Below are 20,359 nucleotides of genomic sequence, written 5' to 3' on the forward strand. Positions count from 1 at the left end.
AATGGAGCACTCGGGCGGATGCCGCAAACCGGCGGATGCCGCAAACCGGGCGGATGCCGCAAACCGGCGGATGCCGCGATGCGGGCGCGTCACCCCTGCGGCGCGCGCCCCGGCCCCCGTCCGCCGGCGCGCTCCGCGGCGCGCAGCCCCCGCCGCCGGCCGACGGCGGCGGTGCGGCGGGCGTGCACCCAGGCCAGCACGCTGGCCGAGACGACCGAGACGATCAGCAGCACGCCGGTGATGACGTTGATGATGTCACTGGTGATCCCCGCCAGGCGCAGAGCGCTGCCGAGCGTGCCGATCAGCAGCACGCCGGCGATGACGCCGTGCAGTGCCCCGCGTCCGCCGAAGATCGACACCCCGCCCAGCAGTACCGCGGCGATGATCTGCAGCTCCATCCCCATCGCGTTGTCGCCGCGCGCGTTGGAGTACAGCAGCGTGAAGTAGACGCCTGCGAAGCCCGACACCGTCCCCGACATCACGAACAGCAGGAACTTCGCCCGCCCGACGTCGATACCCGAGAAGTGGGCCGCCTCCTTGTTGAGACCGATGGCGTAGAGCGACCGGCCGAACGGAGTGAAGTGCAGCAGCACCGCGAAGGCGATGGCCAGCACGATGAAGGGCACCATGATCCCGGGGATCGGTGTGCCGGGGATGTTGGCTTTGGCGAGGTCGGTCCATTCCTCGGGGAAGTCCGTGACGGCCGTCGTGCCCAAGAGCCCCACGGCGATGCCACGGAACAGCGCCAGCGTGCCGATCGTGACGGCGAGCGACGGCAGTCCGACGACGGTGACGAGGAACCCGTTCAGCGCTCCGGCGATCGCCCCGACGATGATCGCGAGCACCGCCGCTAGCGCGAACGGCACGCCGCCCTGAGTGAGGATGCCGGTCGTCACGCTGGCGAGCCCGACGACGGATGCCACCGACAGGTCGATCTCCTCGGTGATGATGATGAGCGTCATCGGCAGCGCGATGAGCAGGATCGGCGCGACGTCCCGCAGCAGGTAGGTCACCGTCAGCGGGCTGTCGAAGTTGCGCACCGTGAGGAGCGCGACGACGACGACGAGCAGCAGGATGCCGATGATCGCCGACTCGCGCGTGAGCAGCACGCGGCGCCACGCCGGGCGGGCGTGCGGGGCGTACAGCCGCACCGGGACGGTCTCGGTCGCGACGGTCATCGGGCCTCCTCACGTTGGGCGACGAGTCTTCGGTGCTGACGCACCGCGAGCACGCGATCGAGCACGATCGACCCGATGATGAGCACGCCGACGACGGCGCGCTGCCAGAAGTCGTCGATGCCGAGAATCGGCAGCGCCCGGTTGATCGTCAGCAGCAGGAACGCCCCGATCGCCGCGCCCCACACCGTGCCGACGCCGCCCGAGATCGCGACGCCGCCGATGACGGCCGCGCCGATCGCCTGCAGCTCCCACCCCGTGCCCGCGGCCGAGCTCACCGTGCCGTACCGCGCGGCGTACAGCACACCCGCGAGCCCCGACAGCGCGCCCGACACCACGAACGCCGTGATGATCCGGCTGCTGACCTTCAAGCCGTAGAGGTGCGCGGCCGACGGGTCCGAGCCGATGGCGTAGAACTCGCGCCCACCCCGGGTGTTGCGCAGGTACCAGGCCGCGGCGATCAGCACGACGACGGCGATCACGGTGAGCACCGGGATGCCGAGCAGCTGCTCGGTGCCGAGGCCGCGGAAGTTCCGCGGCAGATCCGACGCGTTGATGCGGTCCGACCCCGTCCACGCGACGTTGAGGCCCCGGTAGACGTACATCGTGCCGAGGGTGATCACGAGCGCCGGCACCTTGGCCCAGGCCACGAGCATGCCGTTGATCGCACCGAGCAGCCCGCCGAGCAGGATGCCGCCGAAGAAGACCGCGATCATCGGGATGCCGGGAATGTCGATGAAGAGCCGCCCGGTGAGGTAGGCGGTGAGCCCGACGATCGAGCCGACCGACAGGTCGACGCTGCGGGTGATGATGACGAAGGCCTGGCCGACGGCCACGAGCAGCAGCAGCGACGGGGTGAGGAGCAGGTCGCGGAACCCGTCGCCCGAGAAGACGAACCCGGGGTTGGCGGCGGTCGCCGCCACGATGACGATGATGAGCGCCAGCGCGATGCCGGTCTCGCGGGCGCGGGCGACGCGGCGCACCACGGCGCCGGCGGCGCCGCCGGCGGGGGCCGGGCGGGTCAGGGTCGCGCTCATGCCGCCGCCTCCGCACCGGCATCCGCCGTCGCCGCGAACATGATCGCCTCGGGTGTCGCCTCGCTGCGGGCGAACTCTCCGGTGAGGCGCCCCTCGCGCATGACGAGCACCCGGTCGGCCATGCCCAGCACCTCCGGCAGCTCGGACGAGATCATGAGGATCGCGATCCCCTGCTGCGCGAGTTCGCTGAGCAGCCGGTGCACCTCGGCCTTTGTGCCGACGTCGATGCCGCGCGTGGGCTCGTCGACGATCAGCACCGTCGGCTCGGTGGCGAGCCATTTGCTCAGCACCACCTTCTGCTGATTGCCGCCCGACAGGGTGCCCGCCTCGGTGTCGAGGGCTGCGGCCTTCACTTCGAGTCGGCTCGCCCAGAGCTTGGCGGCGCGGTTCTCCGCGCCCGTCCAGATGAGGCCCCAGCGCGCCAGTCGCGAGCGGATGGCGAGGGTGATGTTGCGGGAGACCCCGTCGTCGAGCACGAGCCCCTGCCGGCGGCGGTCCTCCGGCACCAGCGCGATGCCGCGGGCGATCGCCACGCGCGGGTTCCCCTTGGGGAGGGCCGAACCGTGCAGAACGACCGATCCGCTCTCATACGCGTCGACGCCGAAGACGGCACGGGCGACCTCGCTGCGTCCGGCTCCGACGAGGCCGGCCAGCCCCACGATCTCACCGGCGCGCAGCTGGAAGGACACGTCGCGGAACACCCCGGCGCGGGTGAGGCCGCGCACGTCGAGAACGACCTCGCCGACCTCGGCGGGGAGTTTGGGGAAGAGGTCGGTGACGTCGCGGCCGACCATCTGGCGCACGAGCTCGTCGACCGTGGTGTCGGCGATCGCCGTCGTGTCGACGTAGGAGCCGTCGCGCATGACCGTCACGGTGTCGCACAGGGCGAAGACCTCGTCGAACCGGTGTGAGATGAACAGCAGCGCCCTGCCCTCGTCGCGCAGGCTCCGCGCCACCGCGAAGAGCCGCTCGACCTCCACACCCGACAGGGCGGCGGTCGGCTCGTCCATGATGAGCACCCTGGCATCCAATGAGATGGCTTTGGCGATCTCGATGATCTGCTGATCGGCGATCGACAGACCCTCGGTGATGCGGTCGGGGTCGAGCGAGACGCCGAGGCGTGCGAAGAGCCGCTCGGTCTCGTCGCGCATCGCCTTGCGGTCGATGCGCCCGAGGCGGGTGACGGGCTGGCGCCCCATGAAGATGTTCTCGGTGACCGACAGGTCGGGGAAGAGGGTCGGCTCCTGGTAGATCACGGCGATGCCGGCCGCCTTGGACTGAGCCGTGCTGCCGAAGTCGACGGGCTCGCCGTTCAGCAGGACGTCGCCCGAGTCGCGGCGGTAGAGCCCCGCGATGATCTTCACGAGCGTGGACTTGCCGGCGCCGTTCTCGCCGATGAGTGCGTGGATCGAGCCGAAGTCCAGCGCGAGGCTGCCCGAGCGCAGCGCCACCACGGCGCCGAACGACTTGACGACGCGCCGGAGCACCAGGGCAGGGTGCCCCGTCTGGTCGGCTGCGGATGCCATGGCCATCCTCTCCATCGAGGTTGCGGGTTCCAAAATTCCTGAATCGATTCAGGGGAGTTCAGGCTACTGTATGAACCTCAGGGCACCGGGGTCAAGAAGGCGTCGGACCGGTGACCGAATCGTGACCCCGACGACGGAGTGGGAGGACGCGATGCCGGCGAGCATCCGCGACGTGGCAGTGCGCGCGGGCGTGTCCGTGGGCACCGTCTCGAACGTGCTCAACCGTCCGGGCGAGGTGTCCGCCGAGTCGGTGGAGCGGGTGACCCGGGCCATCGAAGACCTGGGGTACGTGCGCAACGACGCGGCGCGCAAGCTGCGGGCCGGGGTCAGCACGACGGTCGGATTCGTGGTGCTCGACGGGCAGAACCCGTTCTACACCGACGTCGTGCGCGGCGCCGAGGACGAGGCCACGCGTCACGGCATCGCGATCCTCTACGGCAACACCGACGAGGATCCGGGGCGCGAGAAGGTGTACCTGGACCTCTTCCAGGAGCAGCAGGTGCGGGGGCTGTTGATCGCCCCGTACGGCGACATCACCGCGCGCCTGCAGCGGCTGCGCTCCGGCGGCATCCCGGCCGTGCTCGTCGATCGCTTCAGCGCCGACGGGCGGTTCTCGTCGGTGTCGGTCGACAGCGTCGCGGGCGGCCGCCTCGCGGTGGAGCACCTCATCGCGGGCGGGCGACGGCGCATCGCGTTCGTCGGGGGGCCGTTCGACATCCGTCAGGTCAACGACCGGCTCGCGGGCGCCCGCGCGGCCGCCGACAATGCGAGCGAGCGGGTGGGGCTGGAGGTCATCGCGACGTCCGGCATGACCGTCGAGGAGGGGGTCGCCGCCGGCGCGCGGGTGCTGGCACGCCCCCGCCGTGAGTGGCCCGACGCGCTCTTCGCCGCCAACGATCTGCTCGCGCTCGGGCTGCTGCAGTCGCTCGTGGTCGACGGACGTGCGGTGGTGCCCGGTGACATCGCGCTGATCGGGTTCGACGACATCCCGTTCGCCGCCGCGGCAGCGGTGCCGCTGTCGTCGATCCGGCAGCCGAGCCGCATGATCGGGCGCACGGCGCTGCGCGTGCTGCTCGAGGAAGCGGCCGATCCCGACAGCGTGCCGCGGCAGACCGTCTTCCCGCCGGAACTCGTCGTGCGGGCGTCGACGGCGGGGCGCTGAGGGTCAGGCCCTCCGGCGGCGCGAATACTCACTCGGCGAGGCGAGTACTCACTCGGCGAGGCGAGTACTCACTCGGCGAGGCGAGTACTCACTCGGCAGCGCGAATACTCACTCGGCAGCGCGAATACTCACTCGGCAGCGCGAATACTCACTCGCGAGCGGGGTCAGGCCTCGCGGGTGATCGTCACCTGCACGTGCAGGTCGCTCGTCAGTGCGCCGGCGTAGACGCCGCGCAGCGGAGGGACGTCGTTGTAATCGCGGCCACGGCCCACGAGCACGTGCCGCTCGCCGATCTCGACGTTGTTGGTCGGGTCGAACCCGTGCCAGTCCCCGGCGAACCACTCCACCCACGCGTGGGACTCCCCCACCACGGCGACCCCCACCTCGGCATCGGGGTCGGGGTGCAGGTATCCCGAGACGTAGCGGGCCGGAATCCCGACCGACCGGAGCGCGCCGAGGGTGATGTGGGCCATGTCCTGGCACACACCCGACCGCTTGTCCCACGACTCCGCTGCAGTGGAGTGCACACCCGTGCTGCCGTAGACGTATTCGACGGCCTCGCCCACGGCCACGGCGATCGCGCGGGCGGCTTCACCGGGGTTGTCGTGCTCCTGCACGATCGTGCGGGCCAGCTGCAGCACCTCGGGGTGTGGCGCCGTGCGGGGTGTCTGCACGAGCATCTCCACGGTGGTGATCGACTTCTGGGCCTCGGCAGCGAGCTCCTCCCAGAGCATCTCGGGGTTCTCCATCGGCCGCGGACGCACCTCGACGAGCGAGCGGGCGGTGATGCTGAGGGCGCTGTGCCCCGACAGCACGTCGAACGATGCGACGCGCGTGCCGAAGTAGTCGACGTACTGGTTGACGCTCGTCGAGGGCTCGATGTCGAGCGACGAGCTCAGCACGAACTGGTTCTCGGTCGACACCGGCAGCATGCGCGCCTCGTTGTACGACGCCGACACCTCTCCCGGGTACGCGAAGCCGGTGGCGTGCTCGATCCGCAGGCGCATCATGAGATCTCTCCGATCCAGCTCGGCTCGGCCTGCGTCGGGAAGAACCGCTGCCGGATCGCCTCTGACGCCTCGCGTGTCACGGTCTGCACCCGCTCCATGTGCTCGGGCAGCTCACCGAGGATGTCGGTGATCGGGCTGTACTCCAGGTCGTTGCGGATGCGCCCGAGTGCACGCAGCACGGCATTCGAGTGGCCCACCCGGTCGGCGCGGGGGTCGATCGCGCTCATGCACTCCTCGGCCCGTTGGATCGAGTAGATGATCGACCGCGGGAAGAGCCGGTCCAGCAGCAGGAACTCCGCCGCGTTGCGCGAGCTCGGCATGCCGCGGTACGTGCGCACATAGGCCTCGTACGCGCCGCACGAACGCAGAATGGTCGTCCACGAGGGACCCGATGCCTCGGTCAGCGACCGGGTGGCGAGCATGCGGGCCGTCATGTCGGCGCGCTCGATGCTGCGGCCGAGGGTGAAGAACTGCCATGCCTCGTCGCGGCTCGTCGACGAGTCCACGATGCCGACGGCGAGCGCCGAGCGCTCACGCACCCACTGGAAGAACTCGTGCACCTTCTCGGACTGCAGGCGCCGCGGCATGCGGGAGTTGGTCGTGTTGAGGGTCTCCCACAGCTCGGTCGAGACGATCTCGCGCGCGCGGCGGGCGTTCTCACGCGCCGCCTGCAGCGAGAACGCGATGCTCGACGAGTTCGTGCGGTCGACGGCCAGGCGCGCCAGCACGTCCTGGCGCTCGACCTTCTCAAGGTCATCGTCCGGCGGAATCGACCCCATGACGCTGAGCAGCGACCGGCACGCGGTGTCCTCGTCGATCCACGGGTCCTCCAGCAGCAGCTGCAGGTGCACGTCGAGGATGCGGGCGGTGCCGTCGGACCGCTCGATGTAGCGGCCGATCCAGAAGAGAGACTCAGCGATCCGCGACAGCATCCGCCGCCTCCTCGGTCGTTGCGCGAGGAGCGCGGCCCGCCGGCCGCTCGCCCTGCTGCTGTTGCTGCTCCTGCTGCTCCGAGCGCGCGGCCGGGCTGTCCTGGGGGCCGTGCACCGGCGCGGGCTGGCCGTCATAGATGACGGGGATCGACTCGGTCGTGGCCTGGTCGGCGACGAGATCCGCCACGTCGCGGCCGTGACGCTGGCCGTACTCGACGTGGCGCGGTGCCGCCCCGCCGACGATCCAGGTGTCCTTGGAACCGCCGCCCTGGCTGGAGTTGACCACCAGCTGGCCTTCGGGAAGGGCGACGCGCGTGAGCCCTCCGGGGAGCACCCACACCTCGTCGCCGTCGTTGACGGCGAAGGGACGAAGGTCGGCGTGGCGAGGGCGCATGCCGTCCTCGACCAGCGTCGGGATCGTCGAGAGCATGACCACCGGCTGCGCGATCCAGCCGCGCGGGTCGGCACGCAGCCGGGTGCGCAGCTTGTCGAGTTCGGCGGGCGAGGCGTCCGGCCCGACCACGAGCCCCTTGCCGCCCGACCCGTCGACGGGTTTCACGACCAGCTCGTCCAGGCGGTCGAGCACCTCCTCGAGCGCGCCCGGGTCTTCCAGGCGCCAGGTGTCGACGTTCTTGAGGATGGGCTCCTCGGCCAGGTAGTAGCGGATGAGGTCCGGGACGTACGTGTAGAGCAGCTTGTCGTCCGCGACGCCGTTACCGACGGCGTTGGCGATGGTGACGTTGCCCAGGCGCGCGGCGAGCATGAGTCCCGGAGCACCCAGCATCGAGTCGGCACGGAACTGCAGCGGGTCCAGGAAGTCGTCGTCGACGCGCCGGTAGATGACGTCCACCCGCTGCGGGCCGCGCGTGGTGCGCATGAAGACCTTGCCGCCGGTGCAGAGCAGGTCCCGCCCTTCGACGAGCTCCACGCCCATGAGCCGCGCCAGCAGCGTGTGCTCGAAGTACGCGGAGTTGTACACCCCGGGGGTCAGCACGACGACGTTGGGGTCCTCGACGCCGGGCGGGGCCGAGGCGCGCAGCGCCGCGAGCAGCTTGTTGGGGTACTCCCCGACCGGGCGCACCCGCATCGAGACGAAGAGCTCGGGAAGCGTCTGGGCCATCACGCGACGGTTGGAGATGACGTAGCTGACGCCCGACGGCACCCGCACGTTGTCCTCCAGCACCCGCATCTCGCCGTGCTCGTCCCGGATGAGGTCGATACCCGAGACCTGGATGCGCACACCGTTGGCGGAGTGGATGCCGGCGGCCTGCCGGTAGAAGTACTGCGACGAGGCGATGAGCCCCGCCGGCAGCACGCCGTCGCGCACGCAGTGCTGGTGGCCGTACACGTCGTCGAGGAAAGCCTCCAGCGCGAGAACGCGCTGCTTGACGCCGGCCTCGATGCGGGACCATTCGTCATAGTCGATGATGCGCGGCACGGCGTCGAGGGGGAACGGTCGCTCCTCGCCGGCGAAGTCGAACGTGACGCCCTGGGCGAGGTACGAGCTCGCGAGCGAATCGGTGCGCCCGCGCAGCTCTTCCTGGGTCATCTGCGCCAGCGCCTGGTACAGCTCCCGGTAGGCGCGACGCGACGGCACCGGCGCGCCGGAGCCGTCGGGGTGGCCGAACATCTCGTCGAACGCGGGGACGCCCGACGGCGTCTTGCGCGGCGCCAGAGTCGAACCGTAGCCGTCGAACAAGTCACCCATGGGAATCACCCTATCCGCGGCGGATTGCGGTGATGTTTCGAGCCGCAGGACTTGACAGCGCGACCCCGCCTCGGGCGGAGGAGACCGGCGCTCACGGCATCCGCTGTCCCTCGGGTTCGCCGGCGGCAATCCCCTCGATCCGGCGCTCCCCCACACAGGAGGAATCACCGGCACAGGACGTTCCGCGCGGGTTTCTCCTGTACCGGTGAGTTCGCCTGTTCCCGGGAGGAAGGGGCGGATGCCGCGGCGTCAGCCGAGCGCGACCTTCAGCTGCTCCACCGCCCAGTCGAGCTCGGTGGCGCGGACGACCAGCGGAGGGGCGAGCCGGATGGTCTGCCCGTGGGTGTCCTTCGCCAGCACGCCGCGGGTGAGCAGCCGCTCGGCGACCTCGCGGCCGGTGCCCCGCGCGGGGTCGATGTCGACGCCTGCCCAGAGGCCCGCGACGCGCACCTCCGTCACGCCGTGGCCGACGAGCGGGGCGAGCGTGTCCTCGAGGTGCTTCCCGAGGGCCGCCGCGCGCGTCTGCAGCGTGCCGGTCGCGAGCAGCTGCACCACCCGCTCCCCGACGGCGGCGGCGAGCGGGTTTCCGCCGAACGTCGAGCCGTGCTCTCCCGGGCGGAGCACCCCCAGCACGTCGCGGTCGGCGACGACCGCCGACAGCGGCAGGATGCCGCCCCCGAGGGCCTTGCCCAGCAGGTACACGTCGGGAACGACGTCCTCGCGGTCGCAGGCGAAGGTCGTGCCGACCCGGCCGAGGCCGGACTGGATCTCGTCGGCGATGAAGAGCACGCCGTGGCGGGTGCAGATCTCGCGCACAGCACGCAGGTAGCCCTCGGGCGGCACGATGACGCCCGCCTCGCCCTGAACGGGCTCCAGCAGCACGGCGGCGGTGTTCTCGTCGATGGCCGCCTCGATCGCCGCGGCGTCGCCGAACGGCACCGAGACGAATCCCGGCGCGTACGGCCCGAAGTCGTCGCGGGCGACGGGATCGTCGCTGAAGCCGACGATGGTCGTGGTGCGGCCGTGGAAGTTGCCGCCCGCGACGATGATCGTCGCGGCATCCTGCGCCACGCCCTTCACCCGGTACGCCCACGCCCGCGCGACCTTGATGCCGGACTCCACGGCCTCGGCCCCGGTGTTCATCGGCAGCACGAGGTCCTTGCCGCAGAGGTCCGCCAGCGCCGCGGCGAACGGGCCCAGCCGGTCGTTGTGGAACGCGCGGCTGGTGAGGGTGAGCCGGCCGAGCTGGGCGGTCGCGGCGGCGACGAGGTCGGGATGCCGGTGGCCGAAGTTCATCGCCGAGTACGCCGACAGCAGGTCGAGGTACCGCTTGCCCTCGACGTCGGTGACCCAGGCGCCCTCGCCGCCGGCGATCACGACGGGGAGAGGGTGATAGGTGTGGGCGACGTGCTCGTCTTCGACGGCGATCAGCCGTGCGGCCTCGGCGTCGAGGTTCGGCGGAACGGCGGTCATGTCAGCCTCTCAGTTCCAACGTGCAGCACTTGATGCCGCCGCCGCCGAGCAGGAGCTCGGACAGGTCGACGGCGATGGGGACGTAACCGCGCTCCCGCAGCTGGGCGATGAAGCCGACGGCTCGCGGAGAGACGATCACGTTGCGTCCGTCGCTGGCGGTGTTGAGTCCGAAGACGGCGCCGTCGGCCTCGTCGACGAGGATCGCGTCGGGGTAGCGCTCGGCGAGCACGGCCCGCGAGCGCTCGTCGAAGGCGCCAGGGAGATACGCGATGTTGGCGCGGTCCACCCCGCCCGGCCCCTCCACCGGGTCGAGCACGGCGATGGCGGTGTCGAGGTGGTAGAACCGCGGGTCGGTCAGGGTGAGACTCACGACCTCGCGCCCGAAGACCTCCGCCACCTCGCGGTGGCTCGCTCCGTCGGAGCGGAACCCGGTGCCGGCGAGCACCGTGTCGCCGACGAGCAGGAAGTCGCCCTCGCCCTCCTGCACCTCGACCGGCTCGACGACGTCGAACCCGTGCGCGGCGAACCAGTCCATGAACGGCCGCTCCTCGCCGCGGCGCTCGGCGACACGGAAGCGCACACCCAGCGCGCGCCCGTCGATGACGAATCCGCCGTTGGCGGTGTAGACCATGTCGGGAAGACCCGGCACGGGGTCGATCAGCTCGACGTCGTGGCCCAGCTGCACGTACGTGTCGTGCAGCTGCTGCCACTGGCGCAGCGCCTTCGCCGTGTCGGTGGGGCGCGCCGGCTCCATCCAGGGGTTGATGCGGTAGCTCACCGTGAAGTGCTCCGGCCGGCACATCAGGTAGCGGCGGTGCTGCGCGATGCGCTCAGGCACCTCGGGATGGGGCGTCGCCTGGGACTGCTGGAGGGTGGGGTGCGTGGACATTCGGCTCCTTCGCAAACGCGGCGGACGCTGTCCTCCTGGCCCGGGGGCCCTTCGACCCGCGCTTCGTCAGCCGCGGGGAAAGGTCGATCCGGACACGCCGCGACCATTGTGACATGGCGGATGCCGGAGCGCCCCTCCCCCGGCCGCGACCCTCACCCGCCGAGCACGACCACCTTGCCCACGGTGTGGGCCGCGTCGATGTGCGCGAGCGCCGCACCGGCCTCTGCCTGCGGCCACACGCGCTCGATGTGCGGCTTCAGGGCCCCCGCCGCGGCGAGGCCCGCGAGTTCGGCCGTGACCTCCGGTTTCGCCGTCGCCGCAAGTGGCCGCAGGCGCCGCGATCCGAACACCGAGAGCACCATGGCGCGGAGGATCACGCCGAGGGGCCCGATCACGGGACGGCTGCCACCGCTGATGAGCACGACGGTGCCCCGGGGGCGCACGAGGCGGCGCAGCTGCCGCAGCGGATGGTCGCCGGCGATGACCACGACGGCGTCGAAGGATGCCGCAGCGAGCTGCGACAGATCGGTGCGGCGATGCTCGAGCCCGGTGGTCGCGCCGAGTGCTGTGAGCATGGGAAGGGCGCGGGGGCCTGCGAGCGCCGTGACCTCGGCTCCGCGCAGCGCCGCCAGCTGCACGGTGAAGTGCCCGACCCCGCCGCCGGCGCCCACGACCAGAACGCGCGCTCCGCCGGCCGCGTCGCCCTCGATGCCGGCGAGGCCGAGCGCCTGCCACGCCGTGCCGCCGGCCATCGGAAGCGTGGCGGCGACGAGGTCGTCGAGGCCCTCCGGGCGCCGGACGAGCCGCGCAGCGGGCACCACCACGTAGGGCGCCAGCCCACCGCCGGTGGTCTCGCCGAGCACCGCGTCGCCGACCTGCAGGGTCGTCACAGCGGTACCGGCGGCGATGACGGTGCCGGCGATGTCGCGGCCCTGCACCGCGGTGCGGGGGCGGCGCAACCCGAAGGCCAGGCGCAGGATCAGCGGGTCGCCCCGCATCACCCGGGCATCGGCGGAGTTCAGTGCCGTCGCGTGTATGCGCACCAGCACTTCGTCCGGCCTCGGAGAGGGCACCGGCACCTGTTCGGGCGCGACAGCATCGGGGCCGCCGTAGCGGTGCTGCGTCCAGGCTGTCATGGTGGTGGGGACTGCGGCAGCGGTGTTCATGATGCTCCCTCTTCGGGGTACTGGAACACATCGTCGAGGCTCCGCTCGAAGACGCGCGCGATCTGAAAGGCGAGTTCGAGCGTGGGCGAGTACTTGCCCTGCTCGATGGCGATGAGCGTCTGGCGCGTCACCCCGATGCGGCGGGCGAGCTCGGCCTGGGTCAGGCCCGTCGCCTCACGCAGCGTGCGGATGTCGTTCGTGACCTTGGTGGGCTTGACCATCAGGCCAGGCCCCGGCGGTAGGCGATGACCTGCGCGATGCCGCCGATGAAAGCCGACAGCGCGAACCCGAGGTACATGGTGTTCGCGATCCAGAACCAGGATGCCTCGACGGCGCACAGCACGATCACGCCGAGACCGGCGATGACCATGAAGGCCTGGCCGACCCTGTCACCCAGGCGCGCGATGTCGCGGTCTCGCAGATCCGAGGCGCCGACCCCGTCGGGGTCGCGCATACCGGCGATGATCCCCCACACGATGCTCACCACGATCGTGCCGACGATGCCGCCGCCGATCGCCCACAGCATGATCGGCCACCAGCGAACCTCGGCGAGCGGGCCGCCGTCGGCAGCCTGCAGGATCGCGATGACGTAGGCCGTCATCACGACGGGCAGGACGATGAGTCCCGCCCAGGTGTTGCGTTCTTCGTAGACCACGGCGTCCTCCTCGAGGGTGTCAAGAATGTTTGACACCCCGAGTATCGACCCGCGCGCCATCCGTGTCAAGAATCTTTTACACGGATGCCGCGTTTCAGATCACCGCTTCGCTCCAGGGGTCGGGGTTGCCGAAGCGGTGCGCGGTGATCGTGATCGACTGCTCGCGCAGGAACGGCAGCAGTTCGAGCCGGCCCGCGGTGGTCACCTCGTTGTCGTACACGGCGAGGTCGGGGTCTCCGGCGACAGCCTCGGCGAGCGCGCGGTGAAGGCTCGCCACCGACGCGCGCGGCCCGACCAGGCGCACGCGCGCGGGGCGCGCGGCGGGCTCGGTGGCGGGCTGCTCGTCGGCGGCCGCCGCCCCCGCGCCGGCCATGCGCTGCATCCACTGCTCGTCGGTCTCGACGAACACCGGCACGCGCACGTCGCCGAGCGCGCGCCGCACATCGGCCGGCAGGCCGACCGGTGTGCTGAGGGTGAACGGCGATCCGGCTCGGATGCCGGCGACGACCACCCGCAGCACGGACTGCCACGTGGCATCGCCCGTGGCACGCACAGCCACCCCGTCGTCGACCGGGCGGTAGCGGAAGAGGTTGCGCTCCACCCCGAGCTGCGAGACGTCCCGGACGTGCCCGAATTCGCGGTCCCAGGCGATGGCATCCGACAGCGCCCCGCGACGCAGCCAGTCGAAGCCTTCGTAGTCGAGGCTGGGCTGGGCCGCCTCGATGATCCCGGTGATGCGGGAGTCCAGGCCCCGCAGGTGCAGCGTCGCGGACTGCGCACCGCTGGCCGAGGGCCGCCACGACCCCAGTCCCACGAGGTAGTTCGGCCCACCGGCCTTTGCGCCGGCACCCACCGACGAGCGCTTCCAGCCGCCGAAGGGCTGGCGCTGCACGATCGCGCCGGTGATGCCGCGGTTGACGTAGAGGTTCCCCGCCTGCACGCGGTCGAGCCAGAGGGCGAGGTCCGCGGGCGACTGGGTGAAGAGCCCCGCCGTGAGGCCGTAGTCCACCGCGTTCTGGAGTTCGATCGCCTGGGCGAGCGAGGAGGCGTGCATGATGCCGAGCATCGGGCCGAAGAACTCCTCGAGGTGGGTCCGCGACCCGGGCTGCACCCCGACGCGGATGCCGGGCGTCCAGAGCCGACCCGCATACTCCGGGGCGACGTCGTCGACGGGGTGCGGCTGCACGAGCCACCGTTCCCCCTCGTCGAGGGTGTTCAGGGCCCAGGCGAGCTTGCCCCGGGGCGCCTCGATGAGCGGGCCCACCTCCGCGCGCGGGTCGGTGGGGGGACCCACCCGCAGCGAGCGCGTGGCATCCATCAGCTGTCGCGCGAACCGCTTGGACCGCCCCACGGGACCCACGAGGATCGCGAGCGACGCGGCCGAGCACTTCTGGCCGGCGTGACCGAAGGCGCTGCGCACCAGATCCGCCACGGCGAGGTCCAGGTCGGCGCTCGGCATGACGATCATGGCGTTCTTGCCGCTCGTCTCGGCCAGCATCGGCAGCGCCGGCCGCCACGAGCGGAAGAGCGCCGCGGTGTCCCACGAGCCGGTCAGGATGACGCGATCCACCGCGGGGTGCGAGATGAGCCGCTCCCCGAGCCCCTCCTCCTCGACGTCGGCGAGCACGAGCACGTCGCGAGGGACGCCGGCCTCCCACAGCGCCTCGGCGACCACGGCCGCGCACCGGCGCGCCTGGGGCGCCGGCTTGAACACCACTCCCGAGCCTGCGGCGAGCGCGGCGAGCACTCCCCCGGCCGGAATCGCGAGCGGGAAGTTCCAGGGGGGAGCGACGACCGTGATGCGGGCCGGCTCGAAGACCGCGCCGCTGACGCGGTCGAGCTCGCGCGCCGTGGCGGCGTAGTAGTTCGCGAAGTCCACCGCCTCGCTCACCTCGACGTCGGTTTCGGCGAACACCTTGCCCGTTTCGGACGCGGCGACCTCGATCAGCTCCGTCCGGCGCGCTTCCAGGGCGCGGCCTGCGGCGATCAGCACGGTGGCGCGCTCGGCGGCCGGCAGCGACCCCCAGGGGCCGGCGCCTTCCGCGACCGTCGCCATCACGCGCTCGAGTGCACCGACGTCGGCGACTCGGGCCGCCTCGATCGTGGCGTCGCCGGCGGCGCTCACCTCGATGCGCTCGAGCACTCCGCCGGCCCACGCGCGGTTGGCGGGGACGGCCGCGTCCGAGTCGGGGGCGTTGCGGAAACCGGGTGCACCCAGGGCCCGGCGCGTCTCGCGCGGCGCGAAGACCGCCGTTTCGACGAACTGCTGGCCGCCGAACAGCACGGCGTCGGCGGTGGGCTCCACGGGCACCGTGTCGTTCGGGTCGGTGGTCGCCGACCGCGCGATGCCCAGCACGGCCTGCGTGAGGCCGTCATCGCCGTCGTCGGGGAGCGGGGCGTCGCGGAGGATGCTGTGGGCGCGCGCGCCCGGCGCCACGGTGCGATCCTGCGTACGGTTCGGGCCGAGCGGGAGGGACGGATCGGCACTGCGCTCGAGCGAGTCGAGGAAGCGGTCGCGCTCCCGGTCGAACAGCGTCGGGTCGGCGGCGAGGTCGAAGGCCGCGGAGAGGAAGTTCTCGCTCGAGGCGTTCTCCTCGAGGCGCCGCACCAGGTAGCTGATGGCGACGTCGAACTCGTCGGGGCGGACGACGGGAACGTACAGCAGCACCGGGCCCACCTCGCGGGCGACGGCGTGCACCTGCCCTTGCGCCATGCCGAGCAGCATCTCCACGTCGATGTCCGCCTGCACGCCGCGCTCTCCGGCGAGGAGCCAGGCGTACGCGATGTCGAAGAGGTTGTGTCCGGCCACGCCCAGCCGCACGGCGTCGGTGCGCTCGGGGTGCAGCGCCCAGTCGAGGCAGCGCAGGTAGTTGGCGTCGGTGTCGAGCTTGCTGTCGTAGGTGGCCAGCGGCCAGCCGTGCATGGTGGCATCCACCCGCTCCATCGCGAGGTTCGCACCCTTGACCAAGCGCACCTTGATGCGCGCGCCGCCCGCAGCCACCCGCGCACGCGCCCAGGCCGAGAGCTCCTGCAGCGCCGGCAGCGCGTCGGGGAGGTAGGCCTGCAGCACGATGCCCGCTTCGAGCCCGTGCAGACGGGGGTCCTCGAGCAGGCGGGTGAACACCGCGATGGTGAGGTCGAGGTCGCGGTACTCCTCCATGTCGAGGTTGATGAAGGTGCCGTCCTCGGCTGCCGACAGATAAAGAGGCAGCAGCCGCTCGATCACCGATTCGACGGTCTCCTCGAAGGCCCACATCGTGATGCGCGGGGTGATCGCCGACACCTTCACCGAGACGTAGTCGACGTCGTCGCGGCGGATGAGGTCGTGGATGCCGTCGCGGCGCCGGCCCGCCTCACCCTCGCCGAGCACGGCTTCCCCGAGCAGGTTGAGGTTCAGCCGCGCTCCGCTCTCGCGGATGCGGGCGATCGCCTTGCCGAGCTTGTCGGGTCGGGCGTCGGCGACGAGGTGCCCCACCATCTCGCGCAGCACCCGACGCGCGATCGGCACGACGGGTGTCGGCAGCACCGGCGCGACCGCGCCACCCACGCGCACCGCTCCCCGCAGATACCAGGGCAGGAACTCGGGCACGAGGGGGGCGATGCGCCCCAGCTGGGATGCCGCGGCCGACAGGCTCTCCGGTCGCATCACGCCGTCGACGAAGCCGATGGTGAACGGGAGCCCTTGCGGGTCCTTCAGCACGCCGGCCAGGCGAGCGGCGGCGGGGTCGACGTCGGCGGCAGCGGCTTCGCGCACCCAGCGCTGGGCGAGCTCCACCGCGTTCTGAGCCAGGTCGGTCGTCCTCGGCGCCTGGCGGGCCTCGTCGTGCGTCTGCGACATGTGGCCAGCCTACGACCGGGCGCGCGGATCGGGCCCGCTGCCGCGCGGCGCCCCGCGGACGGGCGAGCGAAGGCCGGGCGGTCGCGTCAGCGCCAGATGCTGGGAGCGGGTTTCTTCGTCGACGGCAGGGCAGAGGATGCTGCCCACGCCTGCACCCATGGCTCCAGCGGCGGCAGGTCGTCGGGCCGGTGCAGCGCCTCGAAGAGCTCCTCCATCGGAACGAGTCCGCCGCCGCGCTTGAGGAAGCGGGCGCGCACCAGCATCTCGGCGTAGATCTCGCCGTCGACGACCGCGCGGTGCACCATGTACACCGCCTTGTCGTCGTGGCCGTGCAGGCGCGACTCGATCGTGAAGCGCTGCCACAGCCCGAGCGACTTGCGGAAGGAGATGGTCTCGCTGGCGACCACGGCGTACCAGCCCTGCTTGTTCACCAGATCCCAGACGCCGGTGCGGATGAGCAGGTCGAACCGGCCGAGGTCGAACAGCGACGCGTAGCGGCCGTTGTTCATGTGGCCGAGCAGATCGATGTCGGTGGGCAAGGTGCGCAGTCGCACTCTGCCCACCGAGGTCGGCTCGATCGGTCCGTTGCGGCGCAGCATCGCCTTGGCCCGCAGGATCGTCAGGACAGTCCGCCACCATACGTTCACGAGCGGCGATGCTAGCGCGGTGCGGACCCGATCGGACCAACCGCTTGTGGGATGCCGACAACCCGCTCACCTCCGCAAGACCGCGTCCTTCAGGCGTGTGGCGGAGCGGGTGACTCGTCGCCACCTGCCCGAGGCATCGTTCCAGCCGGGCGCCCGCACCTGCGGCACGCCGTCGACCATGCGGATCAGCCAGCCGTGCCGGTCGAGGAACCGATGGTGGAACCAGCACAGCAGCACGCCGTTGTCGGTGTGGGTGCGCCCTCCCCGGGCATGCTCCTCGACGTGGTGGATCTCGCACCAGGCGGCCGGCACGCCGCATCCGGGGATCAGGCAGCCACCATCTCGAGCGGCGAGCGCACGGCGCTGATGGCGATTGAACACACGTTCCTCGGTGCCGATCGCGACGACCCTGCCCTCGCGGCTCAGCGTCACCCGCTGGATCACCCCGCTGCACCCCGCATGCCTCGCAGCCGCGAGCGAAACCGGCTCCTCGCACCCGTCCACGTGCGCGTACCCGCGGTCACGGGCGAGGTCCTCCGCACGCACCGTCACGACCAGCGTCGGCGCGGCCCCTCCCACCATGGGCAGGGCACCACTCGAGGCGGCCACGGTCAGCACGGTCGCGAGCGCGTCATGCTGTCGCTGCGGCCGGGTGCGCTCGTCGAGCGGCGGGACGCTGTCGTCGCTCCACGCGCCCTCGTCTTCGGCCGCGGCCCCGTTGCAGCCAGCGCCGTCCGGCGCGCCACCGCCGAAGGCGACACGCCCCCGTGGAGAGAGCAGGGAATCGAAGATGCGCTCCAGCTGCGCAGCGACCTCCGGCATGAGCATGCCGCGGACCGGCACTCCGAACGCGGTGGGTGAACCCAGCCGCAGCGACCGGCGATGCATCGTGGCGCGTTCGCGGAGCTCTGCGCCGTCTTGGTCCAGGGCGACCGACCACACCTGCGCCTGCACGCGCAGCAGGTCGGGGCACGCCGGCGGCGCGCCCTCGGGTCCTTCACCCCGCGCCTCTGCGGCCAGCAGCGCGTCGGCTGTGAGCACCGCCTCGCGCCCCACGCGGGAGCCCATCGCCTGCAGCGGCTCGGCGACCGCCAGCACGCCGTCCAGTCCGACCATGCCCCCGAGCACCGCGCTGCGCAGCGCCGGCAGCAGGGGGTCGAGCGTCTCACCGGTGAGCCGCGACTCCCGCGGCCGCACCGCCGACGCGGCTCTGCGCAGGCGGGTCGCCGTCTGCGGCCCGACGAGCGCCGCACGCTGCACCAGTTCGGAGACGTCGTGACAGCCGAGATGCGTGGTCAGGCGGTCGTCCCGGGGGCCCTCGCTGCGGGCCTGAGCCTCGCCCACGATCTCGATCAAGGCGGCATCCACCCACCGCCCGACGCCGCCGGCCGCGGCCAGAAGCTCCGCGATCTCGGCGTGGCTCGCCGACCCCAGCTCGCCGTCGCGGATCCCCTCAGCGACCACCGCGGCGGCGTGCTCACGCAGCGTCTCGAGGCGGCTGAGGAAGGTGGTCATGCGCTCATTCTTGCGGGGGCCACCGACATTCGAGCGGGCAGGAACCGCCAGGTCACACGGCTTATCCAGGGCCTGTGGAGAACCCACGAGATCGCTCCCTGTGCAGGCGTCGCCGCCGTCCGGCACACGATCCCCGCGACCGCCGCACGCGAGAACTCAACACACCGGTCCCGGGGGATTTCGCCACCGCGCACCCCGCGCGTAGAGTCGCGGCATGGATGCTGAGACCCAGACCCACATCGTCGTTCGGCCGGTACGCGACGTCGACGCCGAGGCACTGGGTCGCGTGCACGCACAGTGCTGGCACGAGACGTATGACCACCTCATCAGCAAGGCCGCGCTCGAGAAGGTATCGCCCCGGCGCCTCGCGGAGCTGTGGACCCACTGGGCACAGCAGGGCGAGGACTTCCGCATGCACGCCGCCCTCGCCGACGGCGAGATCGTGGGCTTCGTCGGCTCGGGACCGGCGCGCGACCGCGATGCGCCGCGCAACCGCGAGCTGTACTTCCTCTACCTGCTCGATGCATGGCACGGCACCGGCACCGGCCAGCGCCTCTTCGACGCGGCGATCCACCCCGATGAGCAGGCGTACCTCTGGGTCGCCGAGGATAACCCGCGCGCGCACCGCTTCTACCAGCGCAACGGGTTCACCCTCGACGGCGCGCGCCACACCGAGCCCTTCCTCGGTGAGACGCTCACCGAGGTGCGTTTCGTCCGCTGACGCCGTGCTGCAGGTCTGGGCCCTCGAAGGCATTCCTGAGATCTCCGCGGGCGACGATCTCGTGACCCTGATAGCGGATGCCGCTTCCGACGGCCTCGCCGACGGCGACATCCTCGTGGTGACCTCCAAGATCGTCTCGAAGGCGGAAGGGCGCATGATCCGCGCCGACGACCGGGAAGAGGCGATCACCGCCGAGACGGTGCGCCTCGTGGCCTCGCGCACCTCGGCATCCGGTCATGTCACGCGCATCGTCGAGAACCGTCTCGGGATCGTCTCCGCCGCCGCCGGCGTCGACGCCTCCAACACTCCGCACGGCACCGTGCTGCTGTTGCCCGTCGACCCGGATGCCTCGGCGCGCGCCCTCGCCGCCGGTCTGCGTGACCGACTCGGCGTGCGGGTCGGCGTCATCGTGTCGGACACCCTGGGCCGCGCGTGGCGCGAAGGCCAGACCGACCACGCGATCGGCGCGGGGGGCGTGACGGTGATGGAGGACCTGCGCGGACAGACGGATGCCGAGGGCCGCCCGCTCGTGGTGACGATGCCCTGCGTGGCCGACGAACTGGCCGCGGCCGCCGACCTCGTGAAGGGCAAGGCGTCGCGGCGCCCGGTGGCCGTCGTGCGCGGCCGGGCCGACCTCGTTGGCGCGCTCGACCTGCCCGGGGCGCGTTCCATCGTTCGGCCGGCGGAGCGCGATTTCTTCCGCCTGGGCGCCGACGAGGCGCACGCGCAGGGCTACGCCGCCGGCCTCGCCGCCGCCGCGGCAGCCGCCCGCGGCTGAGTCCGCGGCGCCGCCCCCCTCCCCGCGCCGCCGGGCCGCGCCCCGCGCCGCCGGGCGCCCCGCCCGCGCCCCGCCGCCACTCCCCCGCCCCGCCCTGGCCACGTCTTCGGAGAACGCCCGTTCCTCG

General features: G+C 71.7%; 17 protein-coding genes. 3 read left to right on the top strand and 14 right to left on the bottom strand.

Annotated elements, in window-relative coordinates; genetic code table 11:
* Positions 1-89 precede the first annotated feature (89 nt).
* From QNO14_RS13450 to QNO14_RS13460, 3 genes are read right to left on the bottom strand one after another with little or no spacing between them, the layout of a single operon-like run.
* A complete protein-coding gene (locus QNO14_RS13450; protein WP_257505692.1) occupies positions 90-1,178 on the bottom strand; it encodes an ABC transporter permease in 1,089 nt (362 codons plus the stop codon).
* Entirely contained in the window at positions 1,175-2,212 is a 1,038-nt protein-coding gene (locus tag QNO14_RS13455; RefSeq protein WP_257505694.1) for an ABC transporter permease, read from the bottom strand. Before QNO14_RS13455 ends, QNO14_RS13450 begins: the two co-directional genes overlap by 4 nt.
* Entirely contained in the window at positions 2,209-3,738 is a 1,530-nt protein-coding gene (locus tag QNO14_RS13460; RefSeq protein ID WP_257505711.1) for a sugar ABC transporter ATP-binding protein, read from the bottom strand. The genes QNO14_RS13455 and QNO14_RS13460 overlap by 4 nt, the downstream gene beginning before the upstream one ends.
* A gap of 151 nt (positions 3,739-3,889) precedes the next feature.
* On the opposite strand from QNO14_RS13460, the gene QNO14_RS13465 reads away from it, so the two are divergent.
* Complete coding sequence (locus QNO14_RS13465) at positions 3,890-4,900, top strand: LacI family DNA-binding transcriptional regulator (RefSeq protein ID WP_257494287.1); 1,011 nt, start codon at positions 3,890-3,892, stop codon at positions 4,898-4,900.
* 164 nt (positions 4,901-5,064) lie between these two features.
* Here QNO14_RS13465 and QNO14_RS13470 read toward each other — a convergent pair whose 3' ends face one another.
* From QNO14_RS13470 to QNO14_RS13520, 11 genes are all read right to left on the bottom strand, one after another.
* A complete protein-coding gene (locus QNO14_RS13470) occupies positions 5,065-5,910 on the bottom strand; it encodes a transglutaminase family protein (RefSeq protein WP_257494062.1) in 846 nt (281 codons plus the stop codon).
* The gene (locus QNO14_RS13475; RefSeq protein ID WP_257494063.1) at positions 5,907-6,842 is read right to left on the bottom strand and encodes an alpha-E domain-containing protein; all 936 of its coding nucleotides are present in this window, start codon (positions 6,840-6,842) and stop codon (positions 5,907-5,909) included. Before QNO14_RS13475 ends, QNO14_RS13470 begins: the two co-directional genes overlap by 4 nt.
* Positions 6,823-8,550 (bottom strand): circularly permuted type 2 ATP-grasp protein, encoded by a 1,728-nt coding sequence (locus QNO14_RS13480; protein ID WP_257494064.1) that lies wholly within the window; start codon positions 8,548-8,550, stop codon positions 6,823-6,825. The genes QNO14_RS13475 and QNO14_RS13480 overlap by 20 nt, the downstream gene beginning before the upstream one ends.
* Positions 8,551-8,799: 249 nt before the next feature.
* The gene (gene rocD / locus QNO14_RS13485; RefSeq protein WP_257494065.1) at positions 8,800-10,023 is read right to left on the bottom strand and encodes an ornithine--oxo-acid transaminase; all 1,224 of its coding nucleotides are present in this window, start codon (positions 10,021-10,023) and stop codon (positions 8,800-8,802) included.
* Between the two features lies 1 nt (position 10,024).
* Positions 10,025-10,912 (bottom strand): dimethylargininase, encoded by an 888-nt coding sequence (gene ddaH / locus QNO14_RS13490; protein WP_350338820.1) that lies wholly within the window; start codon positions 10,910-10,912, stop codon positions 10,025-10,027.
* A 152-nt stretch (positions 10,913-11,064) separates the two neighbouring features.
* Entirely contained in the window at positions 11,065-12,078 is a 1,014-nt protein-coding gene (locus tag QNO14_RS13495; RefSeq protein ID WP_257505714.1) for an NAD(P)-dependent alcohol dehydrogenase, read from the bottom strand.
* Positions 12,075-12,299, bottom strand: a complete 225-nt coding sequence (locus QNO14_RS13500; protein ID WP_257494067.1) for a helix-turn-helix transcriptional regulator — start codon at positions 12,297-12,299, stop codon at positions 12,075-12,077. Before QNO14_RS13500 ends, QNO14_RS13495 begins: the two co-directional genes overlap by 4 nt.
* Positions 12,299-12,769, bottom strand: coding sequence for a hypothetical protein (locus QNO14_RS13505; RefSeq protein ID WP_257505715.1), 471 nt, complete (start codon positions 12,767-12,769; stop codon positions 12,299-12,301). Before QNO14_RS13505 ends, QNO14_RS13500 begins: the two co-directional genes overlap by 1 nt.
* A 58-nt stretch (positions 12,770-12,827) precedes the next feature.
* Complete coding sequence (locus QNO14_RS13510; RefSeq protein WP_257505716.1) at positions 12,828-16,571, bottom strand: bifunctional proline dehydrogenase/L-glutamate gamma-semialdehyde dehydrogenase; 3,744 nt, start codon at positions 16,569-16,571, stop codon at positions 12,828-12,830.
* Between the two features lie 86 nt (positions 16,572-16,657).
* Positions 16,658-17,218 (bottom strand): thioesterase family protein, encoded by a 561-nt coding sequence (locus QNO14_RS13515; protein ID WP_257505717.1) that lies wholly within the window; start codon positions 17,216-17,218, stop codon positions 16,658-16,660.
* Between the two features lie 66 nt (positions 17,219-17,284).
* Positions 17,285-18,733: an HNH endonuclease signature motif containing protein gene (locus QNO14_RS13520; protein WP_257505718.1), complete on the bottom strand. Its 1,449-nt coding sequence runs from the start codon at positions 18,731-18,733 to the stop codon at positions 17,285-17,287.
* Between the two features lie 214 nt (positions 18,734-18,947).
* On the opposite strand from QNO14_RS13520, the gene QNO14_RS13525 reads away from it, so the two are divergent.
* Positions 18,948-19,454 (top strand): GNAT family N-acetyltransferase, encoded by a 507-nt coding sequence (locus QNO14_RS13525; protein ID WP_257494073.1) that lies wholly within the window; start codon positions 18,948-18,950, stop codon positions 19,452-19,454.
* A 4-nt stretch (positions 19,455-19,458) separates the two neighbouring features.
* Positions 19,459-20,232 carry a coenzyme F420-0:L-glutamate ligase gene (locus QNO14_RS13530; RefSeq protein WP_257505719.1) on the top strand — a complete coding sequence of 258 codons (774 nt, stop codon included), beginning with the start codon at positions 19,459-19,461 and terminating at the stop codon, positions 20,230-20,232.
* Positions 20,233-20,359: the final 127 nt, after the last annotated feature.

This window comes from Microbacterium sp. zg-Y625, from assembly GCF_030246925.1.
GTDB classification, from domain to species: Bacteria; Actinomycetota; Actinomycetes; order Actinomycetales; family Microbacteriaceae; genus Microbacterium; species Microbacterium jiangjiandongii.

Excerpts from the sequence above, each read along its gene's own strand:
- QNO14_RS13450 (WP_257505692.1), bottom strand. The coding sequence starts at position 1,178 with ATGACCGTCGCGACCGAGACCGTCCCGGTGCGGCTGTACGCCCCGCAC.
- QNO14_RS13455 (WP_257505694.1), bottom strand. The coding sequence starts at position 2,212 with ATGAGCGCGACCCTGACCCGCCCGGCCCCCGCCGGCGGCGCCGCCGGC.
- QNO14_RS13460 (WP_257505711.1), bottom strand. The coding sequence starts at position 3,738 with ATGGCATCCGCAGCCGACCAGACGGGGCACCCTGCCCTGGTGCTCCGG.
- QNO14_RS13465 (WP_257494287.1), top strand. The coding sequence starts at position 3,890 with ATGCCGGCGAGCATCCGCGACGTGGCAGTGCGCGCGGGCGTGTCCGTG.
- QNO14_RS13470 (WP_257494062.1), bottom strand. The coding sequence starts at position 5,910 with ATGATGCGCCTGCGGATCGAGCACGCCACCGGCTTCGCGTACCCGGGA.
- QNO14_RS13475 (WP_257494063.1), bottom strand. The coding sequence starts at position 6,842 with ATGCTGTCGCGGATCGCTGAGTCTCTCTTCTGGATCGGCCGCTACATC.
- QNO14_RS13480 (WP_257494064.1), bottom strand. The coding sequence starts at position 8,550 with ATGGGTGACTTGTTCGACGGCTACGGTTCGACTCTGGCGCCGCGCAAG.
- rocD (WP_257494065.1), bottom strand. The coding sequence starts at position 10,023 with ATGACCGCCGTTCCGCCGAACCTCGACGCCGAGGCCGCACGGCTGATC.
- ddaH (WP_350338820.1), bottom strand. The coding sequence starts at position 10,912 with ATGTCCACGCACCCCACCCTCCAGCAGTCCCAGGCGACGCCCCATCCC.
- QNO14_RS13495 (WP_257505714.1), bottom strand. The coding sequence starts at position 12,078 with ATGAACACCGCTGCCGCAGTCCCCACCACCATGACAGCCTGGACGCAG.
- QNO14_RS13500 (WP_257494067.1), bottom strand. The coding sequence starts at position 12,299 with ATGGTCAAGCCCACCAAGGTCACGAACGACATCCGCACGCTGCGTGAG.
- QNO14_RS13510 (WP_257505716.1), bottom strand. The coding sequence starts at position 16,571 with ATGTCGCAGACGCACGACGAGGCCCGCCAGGCGCCGAGGACGACCGAC.
- QNO14_RS13520 (WP_257505718.1), bottom strand. The coding sequence starts at position 18,733 with ATGACCACCTTCCTCAGCCGCCTCGAGACGCTGCGTGAGCACGCCGCC.
- QNO14_RS13525 (WP_257494073.1), top strand. The coding sequence starts at position 18,948 with ATGGATGCTGAGACCCAGACCCACATCGTCGTTCGGCCGGTACGCGAC.